General features: G+C 72.0%; 22 protein-coding genes. 11 read left to right on the top strand and 11 right to left on the bottom strand.

The window, feature by feature from the left end:
• Window positions 1-4: 4 nt before the first annotated feature.
• Entirely contained in the window at window positions 5-3,769 is a 3,765-nt protein-coding gene (locus J7E22_RS14285) for a multifunctional oxoglutarate decarboxylase/oxoglutarate dehydrogenase thiamine pyrophosphate-binding subunit/dihydrolipoyllysine-residue succinyltransferase subunit (protein ID WP_214982502.1), read from the bottom strand.
• Between the two features lie 210 nt (window positions 3,770-3,979).
• Here J7E22_RS14285 and J7E22_RS14280 point away from each other — a divergent pair, with 210 nt between their 5' ends.
• Window positions 3,980-5,419 (top strand): GuaB1 family IMP dehydrogenase-related protein, encoded by a 1,440-nt coding sequence (locus tag J7E22_RS14280; RefSeq protein WP_214982501.1) that lies wholly within the window; start codon window positions 3,980-3,982, stop codon window positions 5,417-5,419.
• A gap of 145 nt (window positions 5,420-5,564) precedes the next feature.
• Here the strand turns inward: J7E22_RS14280 and J7E22_RS14275 are convergent, their stop codons facing one another.
• The 4 genes from J7E22_RS14275 to J7E22_RS14260 form a co-directional block, all read right to left on the bottom strand.
• Window positions 5,565-6,644 (bottom strand): hemolysin family protein, encoded by a 1,080-nt coding sequence (locus tag J7E22_RS14275; RefSeq protein ID WP_214982500.1) that lies wholly within the window; start codon window positions 6,642-6,644, stop codon window positions 5,565-5,567.
• Complete coding sequence (locus J7E22_RS14270) at window positions 6,641-8,080, bottom strand: hemolysin family protein (protein ID WP_214982523.1); 1,440 nt, start codon at window positions 8,078-8,080, stop codon at window positions 6,641-6,643. Before J7E22_RS14270 ends, J7E22_RS14275 begins: the two co-directional genes overlap by 4 nt.
• A gap of 223 nt (window positions 8,081-8,303) precedes the next feature.
• Window positions 8,304-9,386, bottom strand: a complete 1,083-nt coding sequence (locus J7E22_RS14265) for an NADH:flavin oxidoreductase/NADH oxidase (protein ID WP_214982499.1) — start codon at window positions 9,384-9,386, stop codon at window positions 8,304-8,306.
• Between the two features lie 9 nt (window positions 9,387-9,395).
• The gene (locus J7E22_RS14260) at window positions 9,396-10,028 is read right to left on the bottom strand and encodes an HAD family phosphatase (protein WP_214982498.1); all 633 of its coding nucleotides are present in this window, start codon (window positions 10,026-10,028) and stop codon (window positions 9,396-9,398) included.
• Between the two features lie 24 nt (window positions 10,029-10,052).
• Here J7E22_RS14260 and J7E22_RS14255 point away from each other — a divergent pair, with 24 nt between their 5' ends.
• From J7E22_RS14255 to J7E22_RS14245, 3 genes are all read left to right on the top strand, one after another.
• On the top strand, window positions 10,053-10,913 hold the full coding sequence (locus J7E22_RS14255) for an ADP/ATP-dependent (S)-NAD(P)H-hydrate dehydratase (RefSeq protein WP_214982497.1): 861 nt from the start codon (window positions 10,053-10,055) through the stop codon (window positions 10,911-10,913).
• Window positions 10,914-11,027: 114 nt separating this feature from the next.
• Window positions 11,028-12,308 carry a glycosyltransferase 87 family protein gene (locus tag J7E22_RS14250; RefSeq protein WP_214982496.1) on the top strand — a complete coding sequence of 427 codons (1,281 nt, stop codon included), beginning with the start codon at window positions 11,028-11,030 and terminating at the stop codon, window positions 12,306-12,308.
• Window positions 12,305-12,613, top strand: coding sequence for a thiamine-binding protein (locus J7E22_RS14245; RefSeq protein WP_214982495.1), 309 nt, complete (start codon window positions 12,305-12,307; stop codon window positions 12,611-12,613). The genes J7E22_RS14250 and J7E22_RS14245 overlap by 4 nt, the downstream gene beginning before the upstream one ends.
• Window positions 12,614-12,677: 64 nt before the next feature.
• Here J7E22_RS14245 and J7E22_RS14240 read toward each other — a convergent pair whose 3' ends face one another.
• A complete protein-coding gene (locus J7E22_RS14240; protein WP_214982494.1) occupies window positions 12,678-12,845 on the bottom strand; it encodes a hypothetical protein in 168 nt (55 codons plus the stop codon).
• Window positions 12,846-12,965: 120 nt separating this feature from the next.
• Between J7E22_RS14240 and J7E22_RS14235 the strand changes: the two genes are divergently transcribed.
• Together J7E22_RS14235 and J7E22_RS14230 are read left to right on the top strand one after the other, a co-directional pair.
• Entirely contained in the window at window positions 12,966-13,142 is a 177-nt protein-coding gene (locus J7E22_RS14235) for a hypothetical protein (protein ID WP_214982493.1), read from the top strand.
• A gap of 374 nt (window positions 13,143-13,516) precedes the next feature.
• Complete coding sequence (locus tag J7E22_RS14230) at window positions 13,517-14,782, top strand: MFS transporter (protein WP_214982492.1); 1,266 nt, start codon at window positions 13,517-13,519, stop codon at window positions 14,780-14,782.
• Between the two features lie 136 nt (window positions 14,783-14,918).
• Here the strand turns inward: J7E22_RS14230 and J7E22_RS14225 are convergent, their stop codons facing one another.
• The 5 genes from J7E22_RS14225 to J7E22_RS14205 form a co-directional block, all read right to left on the bottom strand.
• Window positions 14,919-15,590, bottom strand: coding sequence for a response regulator transcription factor (locus tag J7E22_RS14225; protein ID WP_214982491.1), 672 nt, complete (start codon window positions 15,588-15,590; stop codon window positions 14,919-14,921).
• A gap of 111 nt (window positions 15,591-15,701) precedes the next feature.
• Entirely contained in the window at window positions 15,702-17,024 is a 1,323-nt protein-coding gene (locus tag J7E22_RS14220) for a hypothetical protein (RefSeq protein ID WP_214982490.1), read from the bottom strand.
• Complete coding sequence (locus J7E22_RS14215; protein WP_214982489.1) at window positions 17,021-18,178, bottom strand: sensor histidine kinase; 1,158 nt, start codon at window positions 18,176-18,178, stop codon at window positions 17,021-17,023. The genes J7E22_RS14220 and J7E22_RS14215 overlap by 4 nt, the downstream gene beginning before the upstream one ends.
• 136 nt (window positions 18,179-18,314) lie before the next feature.
• Window positions 18,315-19,523: a homoserine O-acetyltransferase gene (locus J7E22_RS14210; protein ID WP_214982488.1), complete on the bottom strand. Its 1,209-nt coding sequence runs from the start codon at window positions 19,521-19,523 to the stop codon at window positions 18,315-18,317.
• Between the two features lie 194 nt (window positions 19,524-19,717).
• Window positions 19,718-21,049, bottom strand: a complete 1,332-nt coding sequence (locus J7E22_RS14205) for a bifunctional o-acetylhomoserine/o-acetylserine sulfhydrylase (protein WP_214982487.1) — start codon at window positions 21,047-21,049, stop codon at window positions 19,718-19,720.
• 344 nt (window positions 21,050-21,393) lie between these two features.
• On the opposite strand from J7E22_RS14205, the gene J7E22_RS14200 reads away from it, so the two are divergent.
• From J7E22_RS14200 to J7E22_RS14180, 5 genes are all read left to right on the top strand, one after another.
• The gene (locus J7E22_RS14200; protein WP_214982486.1) at window positions 21,394-22,185 is read left to right on the top strand and encodes an SDR family oxidoreductase; all 792 of its coding nucleotides are present in this window, start codon (window positions 21,394-21,396) and stop codon (window positions 22,183-22,185) included.
• 95 nt (window positions 22,186-22,280) lie between these two features.
• A complete protein-coding gene (locus J7E22_RS14195; RefSeq protein WP_251009188.1) occupies window positions 22,281-22,814 on the top strand; it encodes a phosphoribosyltransferase in 534 nt (177 codons plus the stop codon).
• Window positions 22,811-23,530, top strand: a complete 720-nt coding sequence (locus tag J7E22_RS14190) for a Type 1 glutamine amidotransferase-like domain-containing protein (protein ID WP_214982485.1) — start codon at window positions 22,811-22,813, stop codon at window positions 23,528-23,530. The genes J7E22_RS14195 and J7E22_RS14190 overlap by 4 nt, the downstream gene beginning before the upstream one ends.
• 5 nt (window positions 23,531-23,535) lie before the next feature.
• Window positions 23,536-24,237, top strand: coding sequence for a uracil-DNA glycosylase (locus J7E22_RS14185; RefSeq protein ID WP_214982484.1), 702 nt, complete (start codon window positions 23,536-23,538; stop codon window positions 24,235-24,237).
• Between the two features lie 69 nt (window positions 24,238-24,306).
• Complete coding sequence (locus J7E22_RS14180) at window positions 24,307-24,921, top strand: GNAT family N-acetyltransferase (protein WP_214982483.1); 615 nt, start codon at window positions 24,307-24,309, stop codon at window positions 24,919-24,921.
• Window positions 24,922-25,162: the final 241 nt, after the last annotated feature.

The raw sequence follows: 25,162 nt of genomic DNA, 5'->3' as shown, positions 1-25,162 counted from the left end.
CCGTCTAGGCGGAGGTGCCCAGGGCCTTCCGGATGACCTCGGCGGCTTCTTGTGCGGAGCGCTTCGACGAGCCCGTCGCCGGGGCCGCACTGGCAGCGCGCGAGGCGACCGACATCGGCCGACCGTCCAGGTGCGGGGAGAGGTTCATGCACACGAACGGCCAGGCGCCCTGGTTCTCCGGCTCTTCCTGCGCCCACACGACGTCGGCGTTCGGGTAGCCCGCGAGCACCGACAGGATCTGGTCGAGGGGGAGCGGCGCGAGCTGCTCGAGTCGGACCAGTGCCACGTCGTCGATCCCGCGCTTCTCGGCCTCGGCCCGGAGGTCGTGGTGGACCTTGCCCGAGTGCAGGACGACGCGACGCACGGCCGACTTGTCCGCCACGCGGTCGTCGTCGAGCACCTCGCGGAAGCCGCCGGTGGTGAACGCGTCGACCGGGCTGGTCGCCTGCCGCAGCCGGAGCATCGCCTTCGGGGAGAACAGGACCAGCGGGCGCTGCGGGCGCTCCCACGCCTGACGACGCAGCAGGTGGAAGTACGACGCGGGCGTGGACGGCCGGGCCACCACCATGTTGTCCTCGGCGCAGAGCTGCAGGTACCGCTCGATGCGCGCCGACGAGTGGTCAGGCCCCTGGCCCTCGTAGCCGTGCGGGAGCAGCAGGACGAGGCCGGAGCGCTGTCCCCACTTCTGCTCGGCCGAGGAGATGAACTCGTCGATGATGGTCTGGGCACCGTTCGCGAAGTCGCCGAACTGGGCCTCCCACATCACCAGCGCGTCGGGACGCTCGACCGAGTAGCCGTACTCGAAGCCCAGCGCCGCGTACTCGCTGAGCAGCGAGTCGTAGATGTAGAACCGGGCCTGGTCCTCGGTGAGGTTCGACAGCGGCAGCCACTCCTGGCCGTTCACCCGGTCGTGGAACACCGCCTGGCGCTGCACGAACGTGCCGCGTCGGGCGTCCTGCCCGGCGAGGCGTACCGGCTTGCCCTCGACGAGGAGCGAACCGATCGCCATCAGCTCGGCCATCGCCCAGTCGATGCCGCCGTTGCGCGTCATGTCGGTGCGCTTCGACAGCAGCTGCTGCAGCTTCGGGTGGATCGAGAAGCCGACCGGTGGGTTGCTGTGCGCGTCGCCGATCGCCCGGACGAGGTCTTCCGACACCGCGGTCTCACGGACCTGGTGTTCGGAGTCGTCACGCTGCGCCGTGGGACGCTCGAGCCCCTGCACGGCACCGTCGTCGTCGACGTCGATCACCGGGATGGTGCCCGTCTGCGCCTCGTGCGTCTCGGCGAAGGCGCGCTCCAGGCGGTCTTGGAAGTCGCGGTGGGCCTCGTCGTACTCTTCCTGCGTGATGTCGCCGCGGCCGACCAGGGCCTCGGTGTACAGGGTGCGGACGGAGCGCTTCGCCTCGATGAGGTTGTACATGAGCGGCTGGGTCATCGAGGGGTCGTCGCCCTCGTTGTGGCCGCGCCGGCGGTAGCAGACCAGGTCGATCACGACGTCGCGGTGGAACTCCTGGCGGTACGCGAACGCCAGGTCGGCCACCCGGGCCACGGCCTCGGGGTCGTCGCCGTTCACGTGGAAGATCGGCGCCTGGATGGTCTTCGCGACGTCCGTCGAGTACACCGATGAGCGGGCGGACTCCGGCGGCGTGGTGAACCCGACCTGGTTGTTGATCACGAGGTGCACGGTGCCGCCGGTGCGGTACCCGCGGAGCTGCGACATCTGCAGGGTCTCCACGACGACGCCCTGCCCGGCCATCGCGGCGTCGCCGTGCACGAGCACGGGCAGCACGCCGAAGGTGCCGGGGGCTTCGCGGTCCTGCTTCGCGCGGACGATGCCCTCGAGCACGCCGTCGACGGCCTCGAGGTGCGACGGGTTGGCGGCGATCGTCACCGGGATGGCGGTGCCGTCCGAAGCGCGGAACACGCCCTCCGTGCCGACGTGGTACTTGACGTCGCCCGAGCCCTGCCCGGAGACGGAGCCCGGCAGCGACGAGCCCTCGAACTCGCGGAAGATCTGGCCGTAGGTCTTGCCGGCGATGTTCGTCAGGACGTTCAGACGACCGCGGTGGGCCATGCCGATCGCGACCTCGTCGAGCCCGGCCGCCGCGGCCTGCTGGATGACGGTGTCCAGGAACGCGATCGTGGACTCACCGCCCTCGAGCGAGAAGCGCTTCTGCCCGACGTACTTGGTCTGCAGGAAGGTCTCGAACGCCTCGGCCTCGTTCAGCTTGCCGAGGACGCGCAGCTGCTCGTCCTTCGAGGGCTTCGAGTACGGGACCTCGATGCGGGCCTGGATCCAGCGTCGCTGCTCCGGGTCCTGGATGTGCATGTACTCGATGCCCGTCGTGCGGCAGTACGCGTCCCGCAGGATCCCGAGGATGTCGCGCAGGGGCGCGTTCGTGGTGCCGGCCAGACCGCCGGTGACGAACTCGCGGTCGAGGTCCCAGAACGTCAGTCCGTGGTTCTCGATCTCGAGGTCCGGGTGGGTGCGCTGGCGGTACTCGAGCGGGTCGATGTCGGCCATCAGGTGGCCGCGGACCCGGAAGCTGTTGATGAGCTCCTGCACGCGCGAGGTCTTGTTGACCCGGTGCGCCAGGTCGACGTTGATGTCGTTCGCCCACTGGATCGGCTTGTAGGGGATGCGGAGTGCGGCGAAGATGCCCTCGTAGAAGCCGTGCTCGCCGATCAGACGCTCGTGCACGCGCTTGAGGTACTCGCCCGACCCAGCGCCCTGGATCACGCGGTGGTCGTACGTGCTCGTCAGCGTGATGGTCTTGCCGATGCCGAGCTCGATCAGGGTCTTCGACGCCGAGCCCTGGAACTGCGCCGGGTACTCGAGGGCGCCGGCGCCGATGATCGACCCCTGGCCCTTCGTGAGGCGCGGGACGGAGTGCACCGTGCCGATGCCGCCCGGGTTCGTCAGGGAGATCGTCGTGCCCTGGAAGTCCGCCGGCGTGAGCTTGTTGTCACGGGCGCGCTTGACCAGGTCCTCGTAGGCGGTGAGGAACTGGCCGAACGTCAGCGACTCGGCGCGCTTGATGCTCGGCACGAGGAGCGAGCGCGTGCCGTCCTTCTTCGGGACGTCGATCGCGATGCCGAGACCGACGTGCGCGGGCTGGACGACGAAGGGCTTGCCGTCGCGCTCCTCGTAGAACACGTTCTGGTTCGGGGTGTCCTTGAGCGCCTGCACCATGGCCCAGCCGATCAGGTGCGTGAAGGAGATCTTGCCGCCGCGAGCACGGCGGAGGTGGTTGTTGATGACGATGCGGTTGTCGATCATCAGCTTCGCCGGGATCGTCCGCACGCTGGTCGCGGTCGGGACGGTGAGCGAGGCGTCCATGTTCGACGCGAGGGTCTTCGCCATGCCGCGGAGCGGTGTCGCGACGTCCTCGTGGGTCTCGGCGTGGTCGTCGGTGGCGTCGTTCGCCTCGGCCGGGATCGGCTGCGGGGACGGCTGGCGCGAGGTGGTCTTCGCCTGGATCGGCCCGGACTTCACCTCGGCGGCGTCACCAGTCGCGGGCTGCTGCGTCGACGACGTCGCCTGGGTCGGCGCGGGGGCGGGGGCGGAGGCAGCGGGAGCGGTGGGCGCGGACGGCGCCGGAGCGGGGTCGCCACCCTGCGTGCGGTGGTAGCTCTCGAGGACCGGCCACCAGGACTTGTCGACGGAGTCCTTGTCCGCGACGAACTGCTCGTAGAGCTCGTCCACGAGCCACTCGTTCGCGCCGAATTCGCCCGCGGTCTCGTCGGTTCCGGTCAGATGGCTCGACACAGCCGATCGCCCACTCTCCATCGATAGATGCTCGTGTGTGTCGTGCGGGCAACCCTGCGCCGCACTGACCGAAAGCCTAGCCGCTCCGAGGTGACCGTTCGGTGTCAGTCGGAGGCGAGTCCGGTCCCTGTCCGGGCACCGCGCGTGTCGCTCCCCGGGCGCCCGGAACCCGCCAGACCGGCCGTTCGGCGGAGCCGTACAGTGGGGCGCATGAGGTTCTACGAGACGCGGCCGACACACGACCTGACCTACTCCGACGTCTTCCTCGTCCCCAGCCGCTCGAGCGTGACGAGCCGCTTCGACGTGGACCTCGCCACGAACGACGGGTCCGGCGCGACCATCCCGATCATCAGCGCCAACATGAACTCGGTCACCGGACCGCGGCTGGCGGCGACGCTCGCCCGCCGTGGTGGCCTCGGTGTGCTGCCGCAGGACATGCACCTGCAGGACCTCGACGCCGCGATCCGGTGGGTGAAGGACCAGCCGGTCGCGTTCGACACCGCGTACGACATGGGCTCGGACGCCACCGTCGCCGACGCGCTCGGGCAGCTGCTGCCCGTCGCCGGCCGCGGCGTGGTCGTCCGTGACGCGACGGGGGAGTACCTCGGCTGCGTGCCCGCGACGCGGTTGGCGACCGCCGGACCCGACGCCACCCTCGGCGACCTGCTGCACGGCGCCTCCACCGGCATCGACGCCGAGGACGCCGGCACCCCGCGTCACGTCTACGACGTGCTCACCGCTGCCGGCGTCGACTTCGCACCGGTCACCCGTCACGGACGCGTCGTCGGCACGACCAGCCCGACGAGCGCCATCCGCTCCGACATCTACCGGCCCGCGGTCGACGGGAACGGCCGGCTCCGGGTTGCCGCAGCGGTCGGGATCAACGGAGACGTCGCGGCCAAGGCGCAGGCGCTCGCGTCCGCCGGGGTCGACGTGCTCGTGCTCGACACCGCGCACGGGCACCAGGAGGGCATGCTCCGGGCGCTCCGCCAGGTCGCGGCCCTCGGGCTCGACATCCCGCTCGTCGCGGGCAACGTCGTCACCGCCGACGCGGTCGCCCACCTGGTGGAGGCCGGTGCGTCGATCATCAAGGTCGGCGTCGGGCCGGGCGCGATGTGCACCACGCGCATGATGACGGCCGTCGGTCGGCCGCAGTTCTCCGCCGTCCTCGAGACCGCGGCCGCCGCTCGTTCCCTCGGTGCCCACGTCTGGGCCGACGGGGGCGTGCGGTACCCGCGGGACGTCGCCCTCGCCCTGGCGGCCGGTGCGAGCGCGGTCATGATCGGGTCCTGGTTCGCGGGGACGCTCGAAGCCCCGGGGACGCTCCGGCGTGACGACGCGGGCCGTGCGTACAAGGAGAGCTGGGGGATGGCGTCCGCCAAGGCCGTGCGGGAGCGCTTCGAGCGCCTCGACCCGTACGAGCGGGCACGCAAGGCGTTGTTCGCCGAGGGGATCTCGTCGTCGACGATCTACCTCGACCCCGAGCGGCCGAGCGTCGAGGACCTGCTCGACATGATCACCACCGGCGTCCGGAGCTCCGCCACCTACGCCGGGGCCTCCAGCCTGGCGGAGTTCTCCGAGCGGGCGCTCGTCGGCATCCAGTCGGCCGCCGGCTACGAGGAGGGCAAGCCGCTCCCCGTCAGCTGGTAGCGCGCAGCGCTCCGGCCCGGACCCACGGCGGACGGGAGGCGCGGTGCCAGCTGGCACCGTCCCTCCCGGCACGGCCGTCACCCCGCTGGCGCGGCGCGCCGGTACCGGCGGGTGGGGCCCACCTCCCGTCCGTGTGGTGGTGCGGCTACCGGCGGCGGGTCGCGTCCTCGACGGTGCCGACGAGTTCCTCCAGGATGTCCTCCAGGAACAGGACCCCGACCGTCCGGCCGTCCGCGTCGAACGCCCGCGCCACGTGCCGTCCAGCCCCGCGCATCGTCGCGAGCGCGTCCTCGAGGTCCATCTCCGTGTAGAGCGAGATGAGCTGGCGGATGCGCTTCGGCGGCACCGGCTCGTCGTACTCGTCCGGGCGCAGGTCGATGACGTCCTTCACGTGCACGTACCCGGTGGGGTCGCCGTCGTCGCCGACGAGCACGTAGCGCGAGAACCCGCGTTGCGCGACGGCGTGCTCGACGTCCCCGGGGGTGGCGTCGTCGGGCAGCGTGACGAGCTCGGCCATCGGCACGGCGACGTCGCGGACCTTCTTCTCGGTGAACTCGAACGCCATGGCGAGCTTGCCGTCGTCGGTCAGCATGCCCTCGCGGCGGGACTGCTCGACGATCGTCTGGACCTCCTCCACGGTGAAGGCGCTCACCGCTTCGTCCTTCGGCTCGACCTTGAACAGGCGCAGCACGGCGTTCGCCGCCTCGTTCAGGCCGACGATGACCCAGTGCAGTCCGTGGCCGATGTACCAGAGGGTCGGGACGAGCAGCAGCGCGGCGCGGTCCGGCATCGAGAACGAGATGTTCTTGGGGACCATCTCGCCGAAGACCACGTGCAGGAACGACACGAGCAGCAGCGTGAACACGAAGGCCACCGTGCCGATGACCTCGGCGTTCCACCCGGTGAGATGCAGCGGGCCCTCGAGCAGGTGGTGGATCGCCGGCTCGGACACGTTCAGGATGAGCAGCGAGCACACCGTGATGCCTAGCTGCGTGGTGGCGAGCATCCGGGTGGCGTGCTCCATCGCCCACAGGGTCATCTGGGCGGCCTTCGAGCCCTCTTCTGCGCGTGGTTCGATCTGGGAGCGGCGTGCCGAGATGACGGCGAACTCCGCGGCGACGAAGTACGCGTTGCCGAGCAGGAGCACGACGAGCCAGAAGATGCCCCACCAGTCCGAACTGGTCGAGCGGGAGGCGTCGCCGGTGGCGAGGACGAGGCCGTTCATCGGGAACCGCCCTTCGTCGCGGGGATGATGATGCCGGTGACCGGCGAGGAGTTGGTGGTCGGGTTCGACCCGGTGGTCGCGGTCGACCCGGTCGCCGGGCCCCCAGAGGCCGACCCCGCACCGACCGACCCCGCACCGGCGGATCCCGGCTCGGTCGCGGAGGGTGTCGGTGTCCACCGGATCCGGTCGACCCGGCGGCCGTCGAGCCGCTCGACGCGGAACACCCCGTCGTCCATCGCGACCTCGTCCCCGACGGACGGCAGCCGCCCGAGCGTCGACATGATGAACCCGCCCACGGTCTCGTACGGGCCCTCCTCGGGCACGCGCACGCCGGCGCGGTCCTCGAGTTCGTCCGGCCGCAGGAGCCCCGGGAACGTCAGCCAGTTCCGGGAGCGCACGACGTCGATGCGGGCGCGGTCGTGTTCGTCGGAGACCTCACCGACGAGCTCCTCCACGAGGTCCTCGAGCGTGACGACGCCGGCGGTCCCGCCGTACTCGTCGACGACGATGACCATCTGGTAGCCGCGGCTGCGGACCTCGGCCAGCAGCGTGTCGCCGGGCATGGTCTCCGGTACCCGCTCGGCGTCGGTCATCAGCGCACCGACCGGCACGTCACGGCGCTTCTCGCGCGGGACGGCCACGGCCTGCTTGACGTGCACGAGCCCCACCACGTCGTCGGCGTCCTCCTCGATGACGGGGAACCGGCTGAACCCGGTGCGACGGGCGAGGGCGATCACGTCGTCGGCGGACTCCGACACGCGGATCGTCGAGAGGCGCGGCCGCGGGGTCATCACGTCGCTGGCGCTCAGCTCGGAGAACGAGATCGTACGCTGCAGCAGCGTGGCGGTGTCCTGCTCGAGCGAGCCCTCGGACGCGGAACGCCGGAGGAGCGAGGTGAGCTCCTCGGCGCTCCGTGCCCCGGACAGTTCCTCCTGCGGCTCGATCCCGAGCGACCGGAGGACGGCGTTCGCGGTGCCGTTCAGCACGCGGACCGCGGGCTTGAAGACCATCGTGAACGCGACCTGCACCGGCACGACGAGTCGAGCGGTCTGCAGGGGGAGGGCGAGCGCGAAGTTCTTCGGCACGAGTTCGCCCAGGATCATCGACAGCAGCGTGGCGATGACGAGCGCGACGATCGACCCGACCGTCTCGATGACCCCCTCGGGCATGTCGAGTGCCAGGAACGGCGCTTCGAGGAGCTTCGCGATCGAGGGTTCGAGCAGGTACCCGGTGAGCAGCGTCGTCAGCGTGATGCCGAGCTGCGCGCTCGACAGGTGCGTCGAGGTGACCTTGAGCGCCGCGATCACCGGCGCGAGCCCGGTCTCGCCTCGGTCGCGCCGTGCTTCGACGTCGGCGCGGTCGAGGTTCACGAGGGCGAACTCGGACGCGACGAACACGCCGGTGCCGAGCGTCAGCAGGATGCCGCCGACGAGCATGACGATGTCGATCGGTGTCACGATGCACCCCCCGGGCCGCGCGGGGTCGGGCAGCTCACCGAGTGAGCGCCGGATGAGTGGGAAGGCGGAGAAGCACTATTCGGGGGATCGTCCACAGTGCCTCCGATGGTACTGCCTGCCGGTCGGCGGAACCGTGAGAACGTACAGAAGGCGGGTCGCGCCTCCCCGGCCTGGAGGCGCGACCCGCGTCGCGGACGTCGGTCTAGGACGTGACGCGGGCGCGGTGGTACTGCTGCGGCTCGTAGTCGACGCTGACGCCGAGCTCGACGGCCGCGCGGAGCGGGAACCCGGGGTCGCGGAGGAGCTCACGGCCCACCATGACCACGTCGGCCTGGCCGGTCGCCACGATCTGCTCGGCCTGGAACGCCTCGGAGATCATGCCGACCGCGATCGTCCCGATGCCCGAGTCGCGCTTCACCGCGGCGGCGAAGGGCACCTGGTAGCCGGGCCCGACCGGGATCGGTGCCGACGCGACGTTGCCGCCGGTCGAGACGTCGGCCAGGTCGGCGCCGTGCTCGGCCGCCCACCGGGCGACCTGCGTGGTCTCGTCGAGCGTCAGGCCCCCGTCGACCCAGTCGGTGGCGGAGAACCGCACGACGACGGGGAAGCCCTCACCGACCTCGGCGCGCACGGCGTCGAGCACCTCGAGGAGCGCGCGGGCCCGGTTCTCGAGCGACCCGCCGTAGGAGTCCGTGCGGCGGTTGCTGAGCGGCGAGAGGAACTGGTGCAGGAGGTACCCGTGCGCGGCGTGGATCTCGACCAGGTCGAACCCGGCCTCGACCGATCGGCGGGCAGCGGCGGCGAAGGCCAGGGCCACGACGCGGATGTCCTCGGTCGCGAGCTCGCGCGGGGTCGCGTAGCCGTCGAACGCCTCGGCGGAGGGGGCGACGGTCTGCCATCCGCCCTGGTCCGCGGGGACGCTGCCGTGGACGGACTCCCACGGGCGGAACGTGGAGGCCTTGCGCCCGGCGTGGGCGAGCTGCACGCCGGCGGCGGCACCCTGCGAGTGGATGAAGTCGACGATCGGGCGGAACGCGTCACGCTGCTGGTCGTTCCAGATCCCGAGGTCCTGCGGGGTGATGCGGCCCTCGGGAACGACCCCGGTGGCCTCCACGACGACGGCGCCGGCGCCGCCCTTCGCGAACCCGCCGAGGTGTACGAGGTGCCACGGCGTGGGGACGCCGTCGTGCTGTTCGACCGAGTACTGGCACATCGGCGAGACCCAGATGCGGTTGCGGACGGTCAGGTCACGGATGGTGATCGGTTCGAACAGGGCGTGCGTCACGTGTGCTCCTCAGTGAACGGGCGCCGGCAGCGCGGCCAGTTCCGTGAGGAACGAGCGGAGCGACTCCGGCGACGTGTGGTGGTGGCCGACCGCCCCGATCGCTTCCGCGCCGGCGGCGTTCTCGGCCCTGTTGTCGACGAACACCATCTGCGCGGGTTCGATTCCCAGACGGACGCAGGTGTCGCGGTAGATGGACGACGCCGGCTTCAGGACGTGCTCCTCGGCGGAGACGACGACGGCCTCGAACAGCGACCCCATCGGGGACCGGCGGTACGGGTCGCCGAAGTCGAAGCCCGCGTTCGAGAGCAGCGCGAGCCGGGTGCCCGCGTCGTGCAGCTCCTCGACGATCGCGAGGGTGTCCGGGTCGACCTCGAACCACCCGGTGAAGTCGAGGGCCCAGAACCGGTGGATGTCGGTGACGCTCCACGACCGGCCCGTCCTGGCAGCGATGGCACGCCAGTAGTCGAGGACGGACAGGTCGCCACGGTCCAGGTCGTGCCGGAGCTCCTGGTAGACGGGGAACAGCTGCTCCGCCGTGAGGCCGGTCGCCTCGACGAGTGCCGTCCGCGCGGCGTGCGGCGTCCGGCTGATCACCTCGCCGTAGTCGAAGACCACCACGCGACCGGGCAGGAACAGGCTCATGCGGTCCACCGTAACGTGGCGCCCGTGAACGACTTCGTCCCCTTCGCCCCGACCGACGCCGCCCGCTGGACCACCGCACCGACCGGTGACTCCACGAAGTACCGACGCGGCGTACTCGGCATCGCCACCGGCTCCGACCAGTACCCGGGGGCGGCGGTGCTCGGGGTCGACGCCGCCGTGCACACCGGGGTCGGCATGGTCCGGTACGTCGGACCGTCGCGGGCGACCGACCACGTGCTGATCCGACGCCCCGAGGTGGTCGCAGGCGGAGGACGGGTGCAAGCGTGGGTGGTCGGATCGGGCATCTCGGCGTCGTCGCTCGGGGAACTCGACCCCACCACGGCCGACGCCTTCGCGCACGCGTCCGACGACGGTGTGCCCGTGGTCGTCGACGCCGGTGCCCTGCCCCTCGTGCACCTCGGGCCGCTCGCGGTGCTCACGCCGCACGCGGGGGAGCTCGCCGCGCTGCTCGACGTGCCACGCGGGTCCATCGAGGAGGACCCGGCGGCGGCGGCACTCCGGGCGGCGGCGGAGACGGGCAGCGTCGTGCTGCTCAAGGGGGAGCGCACCCACGTCGCCACACCCGACGGCAGCGTCCGGCTCGTCGCGTCCTCGGCGACGCCGTGGCTCGCGACCGCCGGGGCCGGGGACGTACTGGGTGGGGTGCTCGGCGCTCTGGTCGCGACGCGGGCGGCCGCCGCGGAGGCATCCGGCACGCCGTTGACGCCGTCCGACCTCGCCCACCTGGCGGCCGCAGCCGCCGTCGTGCACGGGGTCGCCGCGCGACGGGCGTCCGGCGGGGGCCCCTTCCCGATGACGGCCGTCGTCGAGCAGCTGCCCGGGGTGGTCCGGGACCTCGTGGTGGACGGGGACGCGCAGGGCTAGGACGTGCAGACGACCCGGAGGGCGGACGGGAGGCGATGGACCGGCCCGCCCCGCGCCTCCCGTCCGTCGTCTGGTCACGCGCTGTCCGCGTGCGTCGGCCGGTACGCTCGTGCGGTGCAGACGAGACGCTGGCTCCCGGTCGTCGCCTTCGTGGTGGCGTTCGTCGCCGTCCACGCAGTCCTGCTCTGGCTGACGGCCGTCTCCCCGAACATCCCGCTCGGCGACGTCACGATCACGTACCGGCGCTGGATCGAGACGGGACACCAGGCGGGGTACTGGGTCGGCATCGACTCGGACTGGGTGTACCCGATCCTCGCGATCGTGCCGATGGCGGCCGCGGCGCTGGGCGGCGTCGCGTCGATCGGGCCCGGCTGGCTCGTCCTGATGACCCTGCTCGACGCCGTCGCGTGCGCGTTCCTGTGGCGGTTCCGGGTGCGCGGCGTCCCCGTGGTCTGGTGGTGGTTGGCCTTCCTGCTCGCCCTCGGCCCCATCGGGCTCGCGCGCATCGACACGGTCTCCACCGTCCTCGCGCTGATCGGGGTGGCTTTCGTCGCATCGCGTCCGGCCATCGCGTCGGCGTTGTTCACCGCCGGGGCCTGGACGAAGGTCTGGCCGGCCGCCCTGGTCGGCGTGTTGCTGCTGCTGCGGCGGGGGCACCGTCGCGCCGTTCTGGCGGGGGCGCTGGTGCTCTCCGCGCTCATCGTCCTGGTCGGCGTCCTGTACGGGGGAGCCGCGCACCTGTTGTCGTTCGTCGGGCAGCAGAGCGGTCGTGCACTGCAGATCGAGTCACCCCTCGCGACGCCGTTCATGTGGGCCGCCGCGCTCGGTGTCCCCGGCGCCGCCGTCTACTACAACCGCGAGATCCTGACGTTCGAGGTCTCCGGGGCCGGCACGCACACGGCAGCCGTGCTCTCGACGCCGCTCATGGCCGTGGTCGTCGTCGGCGGGGTGCTGCTCGCGCTCTGGGCCGTGCACCGCGGGGCGCGCCGTGCCGAGGCGGCGCCGCTCCTCGCGATGCTGCTCGTCGCGGCGCTCATCGCCACCAACAAGGTCGGGTCGCCGCAGTACATCGGGTGGATCGCGGTGCCCGTCGTGTGGGGGCTCGTCGCCGGACGGGCCAGTGCGACGCGGTTCCTGCCGGTCGCCGTCGCCGTGTTGCCGATGGCGCTGCTCACGCAGGTGATCTACCCGGGGTACTACGACCAGGTGCTCACCGTGCAGCCGTGGGTCCTGGTCGTCCTGACGCTCCGCAACCTGCTCGAGGTCGCCGTGCTCGTCTGGACCGTCGTGGCGATCGTGCGTCTCGGCCGTTCCGCGCCGGCCGGTCGTCCGTCCTCGGCCGCTGACGGTTCCGGTGCGCGTGCCGTGCCGGAGGCGGGCAGGATGGACGCATGATCGTCGCGTTCTCCGTCGCCCCGTCCGGTGGTCCTGATGCGTCCGCGGACGCCTCCGTGCACGATGCCGTGGCTGCGGCCGTGCGTGTCGTCCGGGAATCCGGGCTGCCGAACCGCACGTCGTCGATGTTCACCGAGCTCGAGGGCGAGTGGGACGAGGTGATGGGCGTCGTGAAGCGGGCGACCGAGGCCGTCGCACCGTTCGGCACGCGGGTGTCGCTCGTGCTCAAGGCGGACATCCGTCCGGGGCACACGGGGGAGCTGGACGGGAAGCTCGAGCGGCTCGAGGCGGCGCTCGGGGACTGACCTGGTTCGTCCGGTTCGTCGCTTCGGCGGGGAGGTCCGGGAGGTCCGGTTCGTCTGGTCGCGGTCAGCCGCGCGGGTGTCGACGGAGCAACCAAATGCCCACCGCGACGATGGCCGCGACGATGACGAGCACGACGGCGACGGTCGGCAACGCGTCCACCGAGTGGTTGTCCACGCAGTCGGGAGTGCTCATCGCGCACGATGCCAGGACGGTGCCCACGCTGGTCGTCATGCCGCCAGTGAACCACGGCGACGACACGCCGGGCACCTCCCGGGGATGTCGGTGGCCGGGTGTCTCATGGGGCACATCGAGCCACACCGGGTGGCCGTCGAGACGGCGGAGGAGCACGTGATGATGCACGATGGCTGGTGCCCCGACTGCGACATGCAGACGGTCGTGATCGACACGGACGACCAGGGCGAGAACGCCTGGGCGAGCTGCACCGAGTGCGGCGTCGGCTGGACCCACCGCGACGAGCTCCCCGAGCTCGCGGTCGCCGCGAGCGTGCCGGAGCGTCGCGCCGCCTGACGGCTCCCGCCTGGGCGTCGCTTTTGCCAGCAGGGGATAGATCGCTCATCCGCGTCCGTTCCGATCGACGTCGGAAGCGCGGGCTTCGAATCGATTCGACGCGACGTCTTCCGTCGACGGTTTGGAGCGGTCTATGCTGCTGGGACCGGGCCGTTCCGACGTGCCCGGCAGTTCCGTTCGCCGCTGAACCGGGATCGACCGTTCGGCGGCGGTGACTGCGTGCAGGCACGGTCCGTGCGGGTGTCGCGATCCCGTGCACCCCGCCGTCGTGTCCCGCGGTCCGGCTCATCGGTCGGTCCGTCGCGGCCGCCCGCACGAGACCAGCGGTGCCGATTCGCGAACGCCCCCACGATCCTCCCGTCCGAAGAGGCCAGATGACCCAGCTCACGCCCACGCGCCGCACGTTCGCACTGCTCGCGCTCGCCCTCGGCGGATTCGCCATCGGGTCGACGGAGTTCGTCGCGATGGGGCTGCTGCCGAACATCGCCGAGGCACTGCTGCCGCAGCAGTACGCGGCCCACCCGGACGCCGGGATCGCCCACGCCGGATGGCTCGTCAGTGCGTACGCGCTCGGGGTCGTCGTCGGCGCGCCGACGATCGCCGCGATGTCCGCGAAGTTCCCTCGCAAGGGCTTGATCCTCGTGCTGCTCGTCGGGTTCGTCGTGGCCACGGTCGCGAGTGCGGTGCTGCCCTCGTTCGGGCTCGTGCTCGTCGCGCGGTTCGTCGCCGGGCTCCCGCACGGGGCGTACTTCGGCATCGCCTCGATCGTCGCGGGCGACCTGATGGGCCCGGGCAAGCGTGGCAAGGGCATCGCGATGGTGCTGCTCGGTCTGTCCGTCGCGAACGTCGTCGGGGTCCCGGCCATCACGTGGGTGGGACAGATGGCGAGCTGGCGCGTCGCCTACGGGGTGGTCGCGGCGCTGTTCGCGCTGACGTTCCTCGCCGTGCTCGCGTTCGTCCCGCGCAGTGCCCGTGACGAGCACGCCACGATCGGCCGCGAACTCCGGGCCTTCCGCGTGCCGCAGGTGTGGATCGTGATGGGGCTCGGCGCCGTCGGGTTCGGCGGGTTCTTCGCCGTGTACTCGTACATCTCGCCCCTCGTGCAGAACGTGACCGGCCTGCCGGAGTCGTTCGTGCCGCTCGTCCTGGTCGTCGTCGGGATCGGCATGGTCGTCGGTGGCGTCCTCGGCGGATTCCTGGCCGACCACAGCGTCAAGCGCACGATCTTCATCGGGATGTTCGCGCTCATCGGGGCCCTGCTCCTCACCGTGCTGACCGCGCAGTGGGTGTGGGGGATGTTCCTCGGTGCGTTCCTGCTCGGGGCGACCTCGTCGGCGATCCCGCCCGCGGTGCAGTCGCGCCTGATGGACGTCGCCGGAGACGCCCGGACGATCGCGGCGGCGCTCAACCACTCGGCGTTCAACATCGGGAACTCGATCGGGGCAGCCCTCGGGGGTGCGGTGATCGCGGCCGGGTTCGGGTTCCTGGCGCCGGGGTGGCTCGGCATCGGGCTCGCGCTGCTCGGGGTCGGCGTGACGACGATCAGCTACCGGGTGGAGCGGCGGAGCAACCGGCGCGCCGCGCTGCGCTCCTCGTCGCCGTCCACCGGCCCGGTCACGGCGCCGGTGCCGACGGCCTGACGGCGGTCGGCCGCCGCCGCGCCTCCAGTGTGGTGCGGGGTTGTGCGCCCCGTGCGGCGGAACACGGTCGCACGGGGCACACAACCTCGCACGGGGCCACAAGCTCGCACACGACCCGCACGGGGCGGGCGGCGCACTACAGGCCGACGGGGCTGCCGTCCTGCACGATGATGCCGTCGGTGATCGCGCGCTTCCGCAGCGCCACCTTCGTGCCGACGTCGAAGCCGGCCACGCGGTACTTCTCGCGGATGCGCTTGAGGTAGCTCTTCGCGGTCTCCTCCGAGATGCCGAGCTGGTACGCCACGCTCTTCACGGGCTCCCCGCCGCCGTACAGCGCCATCACCCGGCGCTCCTGTGCGCTGAGCTTCGGCACCCCGCCGACGTCCCCGCTGTTGATCGCCAGGTCGAGCTCGGCGGACACGTACTGCTCGCCCCGCTGGGCGGAGCGGATGGCCTCGACGATCATCTCGGCGTCCTCGCTCTTCACGAGGTACCCGAGGGCACCGGAGGCGAGGGCCTCGCGCACGACGTTCGGCTCGGAGTACGTGCTCATGACGACGGTCTTCACGCCGGCCGTCTTGAGCGTCGAGATCTTCAGCGAGACCGGGATCGCGTCCTTCAGGTCGAGGTCGAGCAGCACGACGTCCACGGGGAACGACGGGCTCGTCAGGAGCTCGGGCCAGGTCGTGACGGCGGCGACGAGGGTGATGTCGTCAGCGGCACCGCGGATCCACTCGGTGAGGGCCCCGAGGAGCATCTTGTGGTCGTCGACGAGCGCGAGTCGGATCGGTTCCTCTGGAGTCGCCATGGGGGCGTCCTTTCTCGGGGGTGTGGCTGATCCTAGGGGGACGGGCCACGTGGCACGGGCAGGCTGGTCAGGGTGTCCGGCGTGTTCGGGCCAGCCGGTTCGCGCTGCGGACTACATCGTCGGATGCCGGTCGACGACGCAGTGCGCGACGATGTGCAGGGTGCCGTCCCGGACGGTCTCGGAGTACGACCCGACCCGGGCGAGTGCACTCCAGGCCATCGGGCCGAGGCTCCGTCGGGCGACGCCGTGCGACTCGATGATGATCGGGACGTCCATCGTGTCGTCGGTGACCGGGTGGCCGTCCGTGCCGACCGGACCAAGCGTGACGGACACGACGGGGGAGCCCGGTTGCGTCGTCCGCCCGTCGCCCACCATCTGCCAGAGCGCCTGCAGCAGCCCGTCGCGCTGTGCGGGCGACAAGTGCCCGGCGAGGGACGCGGGGTCGGCGACGCTCACCGCACGACCGAGGTTGTCCGACTCGGTGATGGCGTGGTAGAGCCAGGTCTCGCGCCGGCCCTCGATGAGGTGCAGTCGGAGTTCGGTCGCCAGCGACGCCGCCACCGATGCCGAGGCGTCGGACAACGGCAGCGGGTCGGTCCCGTTCGCGACCGCGTCGAGGAGCTTCTCGGCCGCCAGGTCCAGCCGGGCGAGTTCGTCCGACGCGAGCATCCCGACCGCGAACTGCGGCGCCTGCACGTTGCTCTGCACGAGGACCCGGTCGAGTTCGCGCTGGACGAGCTGCCGGAACCGCTGCACCACGTAGAGCGCGATCGACGGTGGGACGACCACGAGCGAGAGCAGGGACACGATGCCGGGGAGCGAGTCGCGGGTGATCGGCGTGGACGCGAACGACATGGCGACGAACGCGAGCCCGAGGACCGTGATGGCGGCGGCGACCTCTCGCGCCGGCCGGAGGGTCGCGATCGGGAGCAGCGCGAAGCCCGCCGCCATCGAGGCCGTCGCGGTGTGCACGATGTCGTGCTGGGGCCAGATGCCCACGAAGTCGAGCGTCACCACGCACGCCAGCACCACGCAGATGAGCACGAACGCCGGGCCGGTCAGCCGTTCGCCGTACGTGAGGACGCTCAGCCCGACGCCGATCGCCGCGACGACGTAGAGCCCCCACGCGATGGCGGGCAGCCACGGGTCGACGTAACCGTGCCAGCGCGCGATGAAGAACGCGATGCCGGCGACGGCCTCGATGGCGGTGAGCACCGCGGCGCCGAGGCCGAGGTAGCCGGCGCCGAGCGAGGCGCCCGGCTTCGCGGCCTGCCGCAGCGATCGCGCACCGGTGGAGGTGGAGGGGAGGCCGCGCGCCTGTCGACGTTCGCTGCCCCGGTACCGCTCACGGGCCTCCCGGCGGGTCCGCGGAGCGGGCAGTGGCGGCTCACCCGGCAGCCCGTGGCTGATGGTGTCCTCGGGGATGCGGCTCATCGCGGTGCCTCCAACACGACGGTGGTGCCGGATCCCGGCGCGGAGAACAGCTTGGCGTCGCCGCCGACCTCGCGGAGGCGGTTCACGACGCTCTCCTTGAAGCCGAGTCGCTCGGCGCTGATCGCGTCGAGCTGGAAGCCGACCCCGGAGTCCGTGACCATGGCCCGGACCATCTCGTTGTCGTGCACGATCGTGACGTGCGCCTCGCCGACGCCCGCGTGCCGGCGGACGTTCTCGAGGCATTCACCGAGCGCGAGCAGGAAGGCGTCGAGCACGTGCGAGGGCAGCAGCACCTGCCCGGTGCCGTGCCAGCTGACCTCGAGGCCCATCCGGCCGAACCGTTGCTTCACGGACTCGAGGGTCTGCCCGAGGGGCGACTCTTCCTCGCGGGTGAGCGAGTAGTCGCCGGACTGGGACGGCTGGGGCGTGGCGCCGAGGCGGAGGTGACGGAGGAGCCGGGCGTCCTCGGCTGCCTGCTCACGCATCGCCTGCTCGGACACGCCGACGCCCGAGTGCGCGAGGAGCGTCAGGGTCGCCAGCACGGTGTCGTGCAGCAGCCGCGCACCCTGCCGCCGCTGGGCCTCGGTCTCGCTCGCCTGCCGCTCTGCACGGTGTGCGGTGCCGATGCTGTAGATCCGGCGGGCCACGCGCGGGATGCTCCGCGAGATCCAGAACGCCACGACGGCGATGAGCACCCAGCTGAGCGCGACGCCGCTCGTCGACGTGGAGACCGGACTGCCGGACGCCCACGTCACCGCGACGAGCGTCAGCAGCCCGGCGACGATCGTGAGGGCCAGGCCGAACGGCTTGCCGCGTTGGGCCATGAGCGGCGCGGCCACGCTGCCCCCGGCGAGCGGGACGACGGCGCTCGCGATCACGTGGCGGGACGCGGGGTCGACGCCGAGGAACAGGAGCGCGAGCGCGCCGAGCCCGGCGGCGAGCACGAGGGCGGTGCACCACACCGCGCCGTTCGTGCCGAAGACGACGAAGCCGCCGATCATCACCGCGATGCACACCAGAGCGCCGACGAGCGGCAGCACGGGGACGGCGGGGGAACTGACGATCCCGATGACGGAGATCAGCGCGCAGACGATCCCGATGACACGGGTCGTCGACCGGAGCAAGCGGTCGCGTTCCTGTGCGATGAGTTCCATCGGAGTCCTGTTGTCACGTGGTCGTGCCGGAAAGGCGAGTGTCGGTCATCGACGCTCTCCGTCATCATTCCATGCGCGACACCCGTTGGGGGGTGTTCGGCGCGCCCGCCCGGTTCGGATGGGTGCGGGATCGTTACTACACCCGCCCGGAGAGCAGCCGCCCGAGATGTCCGCCAACTGCGGCGTGCTCGATGAGGAACCCGTCGTGCCCGAACTCGCTCGGGATCACGGCCGCGTGGTCACCGTCGAGCGTGTCCGGGATCCCGGCCGCGATCCGGTGTTGGTCCTCGACCGGGAACAGGCGGTCGCTCGAGATGCCGACGACGAGCGTCCGCGCCGTGACCCGTCCGAGCGCGGCCGCCACTCCACCGCGGGCCGCCCCGACGTCGTGCGAGTCCATCGCGTGGGTGAGCGCGACGTACGAGGACGCGTCGAACCGCCGGGTGAACTTGTTGCCGTGGAAGTCGAGGTAGCTCTCCACCGAGAACCGCCCGTCGTCGCCGAGCGGGGACACGTCGCTCTGCCAGGACCGGTCGAACCGGCCGTTCAGCTCGTCCGGGGCGCGGTAGGTCATGAGCGCCATCCGTCGGGCCAGCGCGAGCCCGCGGTGCGGCCCCTCACCCGGGTCCGCCTCGAAGTAGTCACCACCCGCGAAGCCCGGGTCCATCTGGATCGCGGCGCGCTGCAGTGAGTTCGCGGCGATCTGGTCGGCGGTGGTCTGCGCCGTCGACGCGAGGACGGCGAGCCGCGCCACCCGCTCGGGCTGCGCGATCGCGAACTCGAGGGCGTGCATACCGCCCATCGACCCGCCGACGATCGCGGCGAAGCGGTCGATCCCGAGCTGGTCCGCGAGCTGCACCTGCACGGCGACCTGGTCGCGCACGGTGACGAACGGGAACCGCGAGCCCCACTCGAGGCCGTCGGGCGACACGGAGGAGGGGCCGGTCGTGCCCTGGCACCCGCCGAGCATGTTCGGCGCGATGACGAACCAGCGGTCGGTGTCGATCGCGAGGCCCGGCCCGACGACGTCACCCCACCAGCCCGCGGTGCGGTGGCCCGGCCCGGGAGCGCCGGCGACGTGCGAGTCCCCGGTCATCGCGTGGAAGACGAGGACCGCGTTGTCGGCGGCGTCGTTGAGCGTGCCCCACGTCTCGTACGCCACACGGACCGCTGGCAGGCGACCGCCGCGGACCCACTGCTCGCCGAGTGCGGCGAAGCGCCGTGCACCGGGGTCGTCCCCGGGGCGCCAGGCGCCCGTCACCGGGGGCTTGCCCACGGTGCGGAGCTCGGCACCGGGCACCAGGGTGGACGGCACGGAGTCCTCGGGGATCGTCTGCCAGTCCATGGTCCGATCATTCTCCCGGGAGGCGCGGGTCACCGCAGTCGTGTTACGTCACGTCCGGCGGGTCGGGCGGGGCGCGGGCGGGTCGGGCGGGTCGCGGCCGCGTCGGGAACCGCGGGACGGACACAGCACCGCGGGCTTCCGCGGTGCTGTGTCCGGAATCTGGTTCCGGGGGAGGGGAGGGAGGCGCGCGGCCGCTAGGCGCGCTGGCCCTCCTGCGAGACGGCGCGGGCCGCCGCGAGCCCGGCCTCGAGGTCCGCCTTGAGGTCGGCGATGTTCTCGATGCCGACCGACAGGCGCACCAGGCCCGGCGTGACCCCGGTGGTGAGCTGCTGCTCGGGCGTGAGCTGCGAGTGCGTGGTCGACGCCGGGTGGATCACGAGGGAGCGCACGTCACCGATGTTCGCCAGGTGCGAGAACAGCTGCAGGTTGTCGACGAACGCCTTGCCCGCGGGCACGCCACCCTTCAGCTCGAACGACAGCACCGCCCCGACGCCCCTCGGCGCGTACTTGTTCGCCGCGGCGTACCAGGGCGAGGTCGGGAGCCCGGCGTAGGACACCGACGCGACGTCCGGGTGCTGGTCGAGCCACTCGGCGATCTCCTGCGCGTTCGACACGTGCCGCTCGATGCGGAGGCTCAGTGTCTCGATGCCCTGCAGGAGCGCGAACGCGGTGTCGGCGGAGTTCGACGCCCCGAGGTCGCGGAGCAGCTGCACGCGGGCCTTGATGATGTACGCCAGCGAGTCACCGACCGCGTCGGAGAACACCGCACCGTGGTACGACGGGTCCGGCGTGCTGAACTCCGGGAACTTCTCGGCGTGGTCCGACCAGACGAACGACCCACCGTCGACGATGATGCCGCCGATGACGGTGCCGTGGCCGCCGAGGAACTTCGTCGCCGAGTGCACCACGATGTCCGCGCCGTGCTCGAACGGGCGGATCAGGTACGGCGTGGCGATCGTGTTGTCGACGATGAGCGGCACGCCGGCCTCGTGTGCGATGCCCGACACCCGCTCGATGTCGAGCACGTTGATGCGCGGGTTGCCGATCGTCTCGGCGAAGAACAGCTTCGTGTTCGGACGGACCGCGCGACGCCACTCCTCGGGGTCGTCCTGGTCCTCCACGAAGGTGGTCTCGATGCCGAGCTTCGCGAGCGTGTACTTGAACAGGTTGTAGGTGCCGCCGTAGATCGACGACGACGAGACGATGTGGTCCCCGGCGCCGGCGATGTTCAGCACGGCGTACGTCTCGGCGGCCTGACCGGAGGACACCAGGAGTGCCCCGGTGCCGCCCTCGAGCGCGGCGATGCGCTGCTCGACGACGTCGTTCGTCGGGTTCATGATGCGGGAGTAGATGTTGCCCGGCTTCGCGAGGGCGAAGAGGTCACGGGCGTGGTCCGAGTTCTCGAACACGTACGAGGTCGTCTTGTAGATCGGGGTCGCCCGGGCACCCGTGGTCGGGTCGGGTGCGGCTCCGGCGTGGACCTGCGTGGTCTCGAACCGCCAGGCGGCTGCGTCGTTCGTGCTCATCGAGTGCTCCTGTCGGGTGCGGTGTCGTCGGGTCGCGCGCCGGCCGGTGGGCCCTCGGTACCGAGCGGTGCCGGTCGGGAGGAACGGTGCGGCGCTGCGACGTCGGTCACGCTACGCACGTGGCCCGGTGGGCACCAGGGTCCGCGTCTCGTGACGTAACGGACGGGGCGGACCGGTCCCGCGCCTCCAGGCCGCCCGTCCTGGTGCGAGGTCGGCGGCTCCGTGCGGAGGAACACCCTCGCACCGACCTGCGGACCGCGCACCAGCGGACGGCGACGGTGCGGAGCACCGGGGCGCGATCGGTACGGTGGACCGACGCTGTCCACCACGGGAAGGCACCACGCATGGCATCCACCGACACCGAGGTCCGACGCGCAGTCGTCACCGGCGCGAGCTCCGGGATCGGCGCGGCCACCGTCCGCCGGTTCCGCGAACACGGCTGGGAGGTGCTCGCCGTCGCCCGGCGAGCCGACCGGCTCGCGGCGCTCGCCGAGGAGACCGGCACGGACACGCTCGTCGCGGACATCACCGACGCCGATGACGTCCAGGCGCTCGCGGCACGGGTCGCGGCGCTCGGCGGTGCGGACGTACTGGTGAACAACGCGGGTGGTGCCCTGGGGTCGGCGACCGTCGAGGAGTCCGACGTCGAGGACTGGCGCACCATGTTCGAGGTCAACGTGATCGGCACGAAGCGGGTCATCGCGGCGCTCCTCCCGCACCTCCGTCAGCGTGCGGCGGTGGCCGGGAACGCGGACATCGTCACGGTGACGAGTACCGCCGGGTTCGTGTCCTACGAGAACGGCGGGGGCTACAACGCCGCGAAGGCCGCCGAGCACGCCCTGGTCGGCGCGCTCCGGCTCGAGCTGAACGGCGAGCCGATCCGGGTGGTCGAGATCGCGCCGGGGCTCGTGAAGACCGACGAGTTCGCGCTGACCCGGTTCCGGGGTGACGCGGAGAAGGCCGCTGCGGTGTACGACAACGTGCCGGAACCACTCGTCGCCGAGGACGTCGCCGAGGCGATCGTGCACGCGGTCGAGTTGCCCGGGCACGTGAACCTCGACCTCATCACGATCCGGCCGGTCGCGCAGTCGGCGCAGCACAAGCTCGCGCGCGGGCCCCTCACGCCGCGGGTGTAGCGGCGCGAGTCTCGGGCCGCTCGACGCGTGGGTCCACGCGCCCGGGCCGTCGGGACGGGTCGCGGCGGCGGTGCCCCTGCCGGTACCGTGGGCGGATGCCGATCAGCAGCGAACCCGAGCCCGCGTCGCAGGCTCCGTCGACCGTGACCGTGACGAGCGGACCCGAGGTGCTCGGCTGGCTCGAGTTCGGCGATGCCGCTCGCCTGCTGGCGAAGGACGTGCTGTCCTCCGGCTTCGAACCCGAGGTCGTCGTGGCCGTCGCCCGCGGAGGGCTCATCATCGCCGGTGCCGTGGCCTACGCGCTCGGGACGAAGGAGTGCGGCTCGATCAACGTCGCGTTCTACACCGACGTCGAACAGCGCCTCGAGGAACCGGTCATCCTGTCGCCGGCGCTCGACGCGCCGAGCCTCGCCGGCAAGCGGGTGCTGGTCGTCGACGACGTCTCGGACAGCGGTCGCACCCTGCGCCTGGTCGTCGACATCGTGCAGAACGCCGGCGCCGACGTGCGGAGTGCCTGCCTGTACTCCAAGCCCGGCACCGTGCTCGAACCGGACCACGTCTGGCGCCGGGTCGACGGCTGGATCACGTTCCCCTGGAGCGCCCTCGCCCCGGTGACGGCCGAGTCGTGAGCATCCACCTGGTCGGCGGCGGAGCGTTCGTCGCCTCGGACGCCGCCGCGCCGTTCCTGGCCGAGGCGACCGCCCGCGCGGCCGCTGTCGGTCGCGCCGTCCCGCGCATCGGCCTCCTGTCCGTCGCCGGTGCCGACGGCGCGAGCCCCGGGTCGACGGCTGACATCGCCGAGGTCCTGGGCGGTGCCCGCGCGGCCGAGGTCCTGGTCACCGAGACGACGCCGGGCGACCCGTTCGCCACGACCGTCCTGAGCGACGTCGACGCCCTCGTGGTCGGTGGCGGGGTCACGCCGCACTACCTCGATGCCGTCGCACCCCTGGTCGACCAGATCCGCCTGCTCGTCGCCGACGGGCTGCCGTACCTCGGCTACTCGGCCGGCGCGATGATCGCGGCCGACCGGGCCCTGGTCGGCGGCTGGCTGATCGGCCGGGTCGAGGTCTGCCCGGAGGACGCCTCCGAGGGCCTCGACGAGGTCGAGCTCCGCGAGGGACTCGGCCTGGTCGACCTGACGATCGACGTCCACGCCGTGCAGGCCGGGACCCTCGCGCGGCTCATCGCCAGCGCCGAGGCGGAGTTCGTCGCCGCGGGCCTGGCCATCGACGAGGACACGACCCTCGTCGTCGGCGACGGGCCGCTCGAGGTCCGGGGAACCGGCAGCGTCTGGCGCGTCGTCGCCGGCGAGGACTCCGTGTCCGTCGCGACGATGGGCGCCTAGCCACCGTGCCGAAGCCCCTCGCCGACCTCGTCGACCCGGGTTGGGCCAGCGCCCTCGCGCCCGTCGAGTCCGAGGTCCACCGGATGGGCGCCTGGCTCCGCGACGAGGTCGCCGCCGGTCGCCACTACCTGCCCGCCGGTGACGTGGTCCTCCGCGCGTTCACCCAGCCGTTCGAGGCCGTGCGCGTCCTGGTGATCGGCCAGGACCCGTACCCGACGCCCGGCCACCCGATCGGGCTGTCGTTCGCCGTCGACCCGGAGGTCCGGCCCGTGCCCCGCAGCCTGGCGAACATCTACCGGGAGCTCGCCTCGGACCTCGGGATCACGCCACCGGTGCACGGTGACCTCCGGACGTGGTCCGACCGCGGCGTCCTGCTGCTCAACCGGGTGCTCACCGTCGAGGCGGGCGCGGCCGGCAGCCACCGCGGCAAGGGGTGGGAAGCCGTCACCGACCAGGCCGTCCGGGCGCTCGTCGCTCGGGGCACGCCGCTCGTCGCGGTGCTGTGGGGCGCGCAGGCCGCGTCCGTCCGGCCGCTCCTCGGGGACACCCCCGTCGTCGCGTCCGCGCACCCGAGTCCGTTGAGCGCCTCCCGCGGGTTCTTCGGCAGCCGTCCGTTCTCGCAGGTCAACGAGCTGCTCGTCGCCCAGGGTGCGGAGCCCGTCGACTGGAACCTGCCCGCGGAGGCGAGTCGAGCCTCCAGGCCGTGACGACGGTCCGTCGGGCGCGCGCCCGCCGGTCGCGCGCGAGGCGGGGGCCCGACCTCTAGGCTCGGACCCGTGCTCGAGGAGGAATACCAGCGACGGCGCGTGCTGCCACGCCACCTGCGTGCGCCCGCGCCACCGGAGACCGGGTTCGCGTACACGATCCGCCCGGCCGAGTCGCACGATCTGCCGCACATCCGCGAGATCCACACGCACTACGTGCGGAACTCGTCCGTCACGTTCGACCCGGCGGCCTTCACGTACGCGGCCTGGAAACGGCGGTTCGACGACATCCGGAAGCGGAAGCTGCCGTTCCTCGTCGCCGAGAACCCGAGCGGGCAGATCCTCGGGTACGCCCTGGTCGAGCCGTGGAACCCGCGGGACCGGTCGAACCACGTGGTCGAGGACTCGATCTACCTCGGTGCTGCGTCCGGCGGGAAGGGGCTGGGGCGTGCGCTCATGGAGGCGTTGCTCGACGCGTGCCAGGCCGCCGGGGTCCGGGAGGTCGTCGCGGTCATCGCCGACCGGCAGGCCGAGGCGTCGATCCGGTTGCACGAGCGGCTCGGGTTCGAGGAGATCGGGCGCATGGGACGCGTCGGCTACAAGTACGACCGGTGGCTCGGGACGGTGACGATGCGGTTGCGGCTCCGGGGCGGGCGGCGGAACCGGCGGGGGTTGTTCCGGGCGTAGGCGGGGCGGGTCGGGTCGGGTCGGCGGGCGTGGGCGTCGGCGGCGGCGGCGCGCGGACACGCCCGAGGCCGTCCGCCGAGGTCGCACGTTTCGTCGCTGTCGGCGCTTCCGGGCGACGGTTTCTGCGCTCTCTGCGCCGCGCCTGCGGCGTGTTGCGCGCGCTCGGCGCCTGCGCCCGGGCGCGGCGGCCCGCCTGCGGACGGGAGGCGCGGTGCCAAGCCGACCCGTGCCTCCCGTCCGG

Origin of the sequence: Curtobacterium sp. ISL-83, from assembly GCF_018613895.1 — a bacterium.
Taxonomy (GTDB): Bacteria; Actinomycetota; Actinomycetes; order Actinomycetales; family Microbacteriaceae; genus Curtobacterium.
This window is presented reverse-complemented; position numbering and strand designations above follow the sequence as displayed.

Excerpts from the sequence above, each read along its gene's own strand:
- J7E22_RS14280 (WP_214982501.1), top strand. The coding sequence starts at position 3,980 with ATGAGGTTCTACGAGACGCGGCCGACACACGACCTGACCTACTCCGAC.
- J7E22_RS14235 (WP_214982493.1), top strand. The coding sequence starts at position 12,966 with ATGATGCACGATGGCTGGTGCCCCGACTGCGACATGCAGACGGTCGTG.
- J7E22_RS14195 (WP_251009188.1), top strand. The coding sequence starts at position 22,281 with ATGCCGATCAGCAGCGAACCCGAGCCCGCGTCGCAGGCTCCGTCGACC.
- J7E22_RS14210 (WP_214982488.1), bottom strand. The coding sequence starts at position 19,523 with ATGGACTGGCAGACGATCCCCGAGGACTCCGTGCCGTCCACCCTGGTG.
- J7E22_RS14225 (WP_214982491.1), bottom strand. The coding sequence starts at position 15,590 with ATGGCGACTCCAGAGGAACCGATCCGACTCGCGCTCGTCGACGACCAC.
- J7E22_RS14240 (WP_214982494.1), bottom strand. The coding sequence starts at position 12,845 with ATGACGACCAGCGTGGGCACCGTCCTGGCATCGTGCGCGATGAGCACT.
- J7E22_RS14245 (WP_214982495.1), top strand. The coding sequence starts at position 12,305 with ATGATCGTCGCGTTCTCCGTCGCCCCGTCCGGTGGTCCTGATGCGTCC.
- J7E22_RS14205 (WP_214982487.1), bottom strand. The coding sequence starts at position 21,049 with ATGAGCACGAACGACGCAGCCGCCTGGCGGTTCGAGACCACGCAGGTC.
- J7E22_RS14220 (WP_214982490.1), bottom strand. The coding sequence starts at position 17,024 with ATGAGCCGCATCCCCGAGGACACCATCAGCCACGGGCTGCCGGGTGAG.
- J7E22_RS14270 (WP_214982523.1), bottom strand. The coding sequence starts at position 8,080 with ATGCTCGTCGGCGGCATCCTGCTGACGCTCGGCACCGGCGTGTTCGTC.
- J7E22_RS14230 (WP_214982492.1), top strand. The coding sequence starts at position 13,517 with ATGACCCAGCTCACGCCCACGCGCCGCACGTTCGCACTGCTCGCGCTC.
- J7E22_RS14215 (WP_214982489.1), bottom strand. The coding sequence starts at position 18,178 with ATGGAACTCATCGCACAGGAACGCGACCGCTTGCTCCGGTCGACGACC.
- J7E22_RS14275 (WP_214982500.1), bottom strand. The coding sequence starts at position 6,644 with ATGAACGGCCTCGTCCTCGCCACCGGCGACGCCTCCCGCTCGACCAGT.
- J7E22_RS14260 (WP_214982498.1), bottom strand. The coding sequence starts at position 10,028 with ATGAGCCTGTTCCTGCCCGGTCGCGTGGTGGTCTTCGACTACGGCGAG.
- J7E22_RS14200 (WP_214982486.1), top strand. The coding sequence starts at position 21,394 with ATGGCATCCACCGACACCGAGGTCCGACGCGCAGTCGTCACCGGCGCG.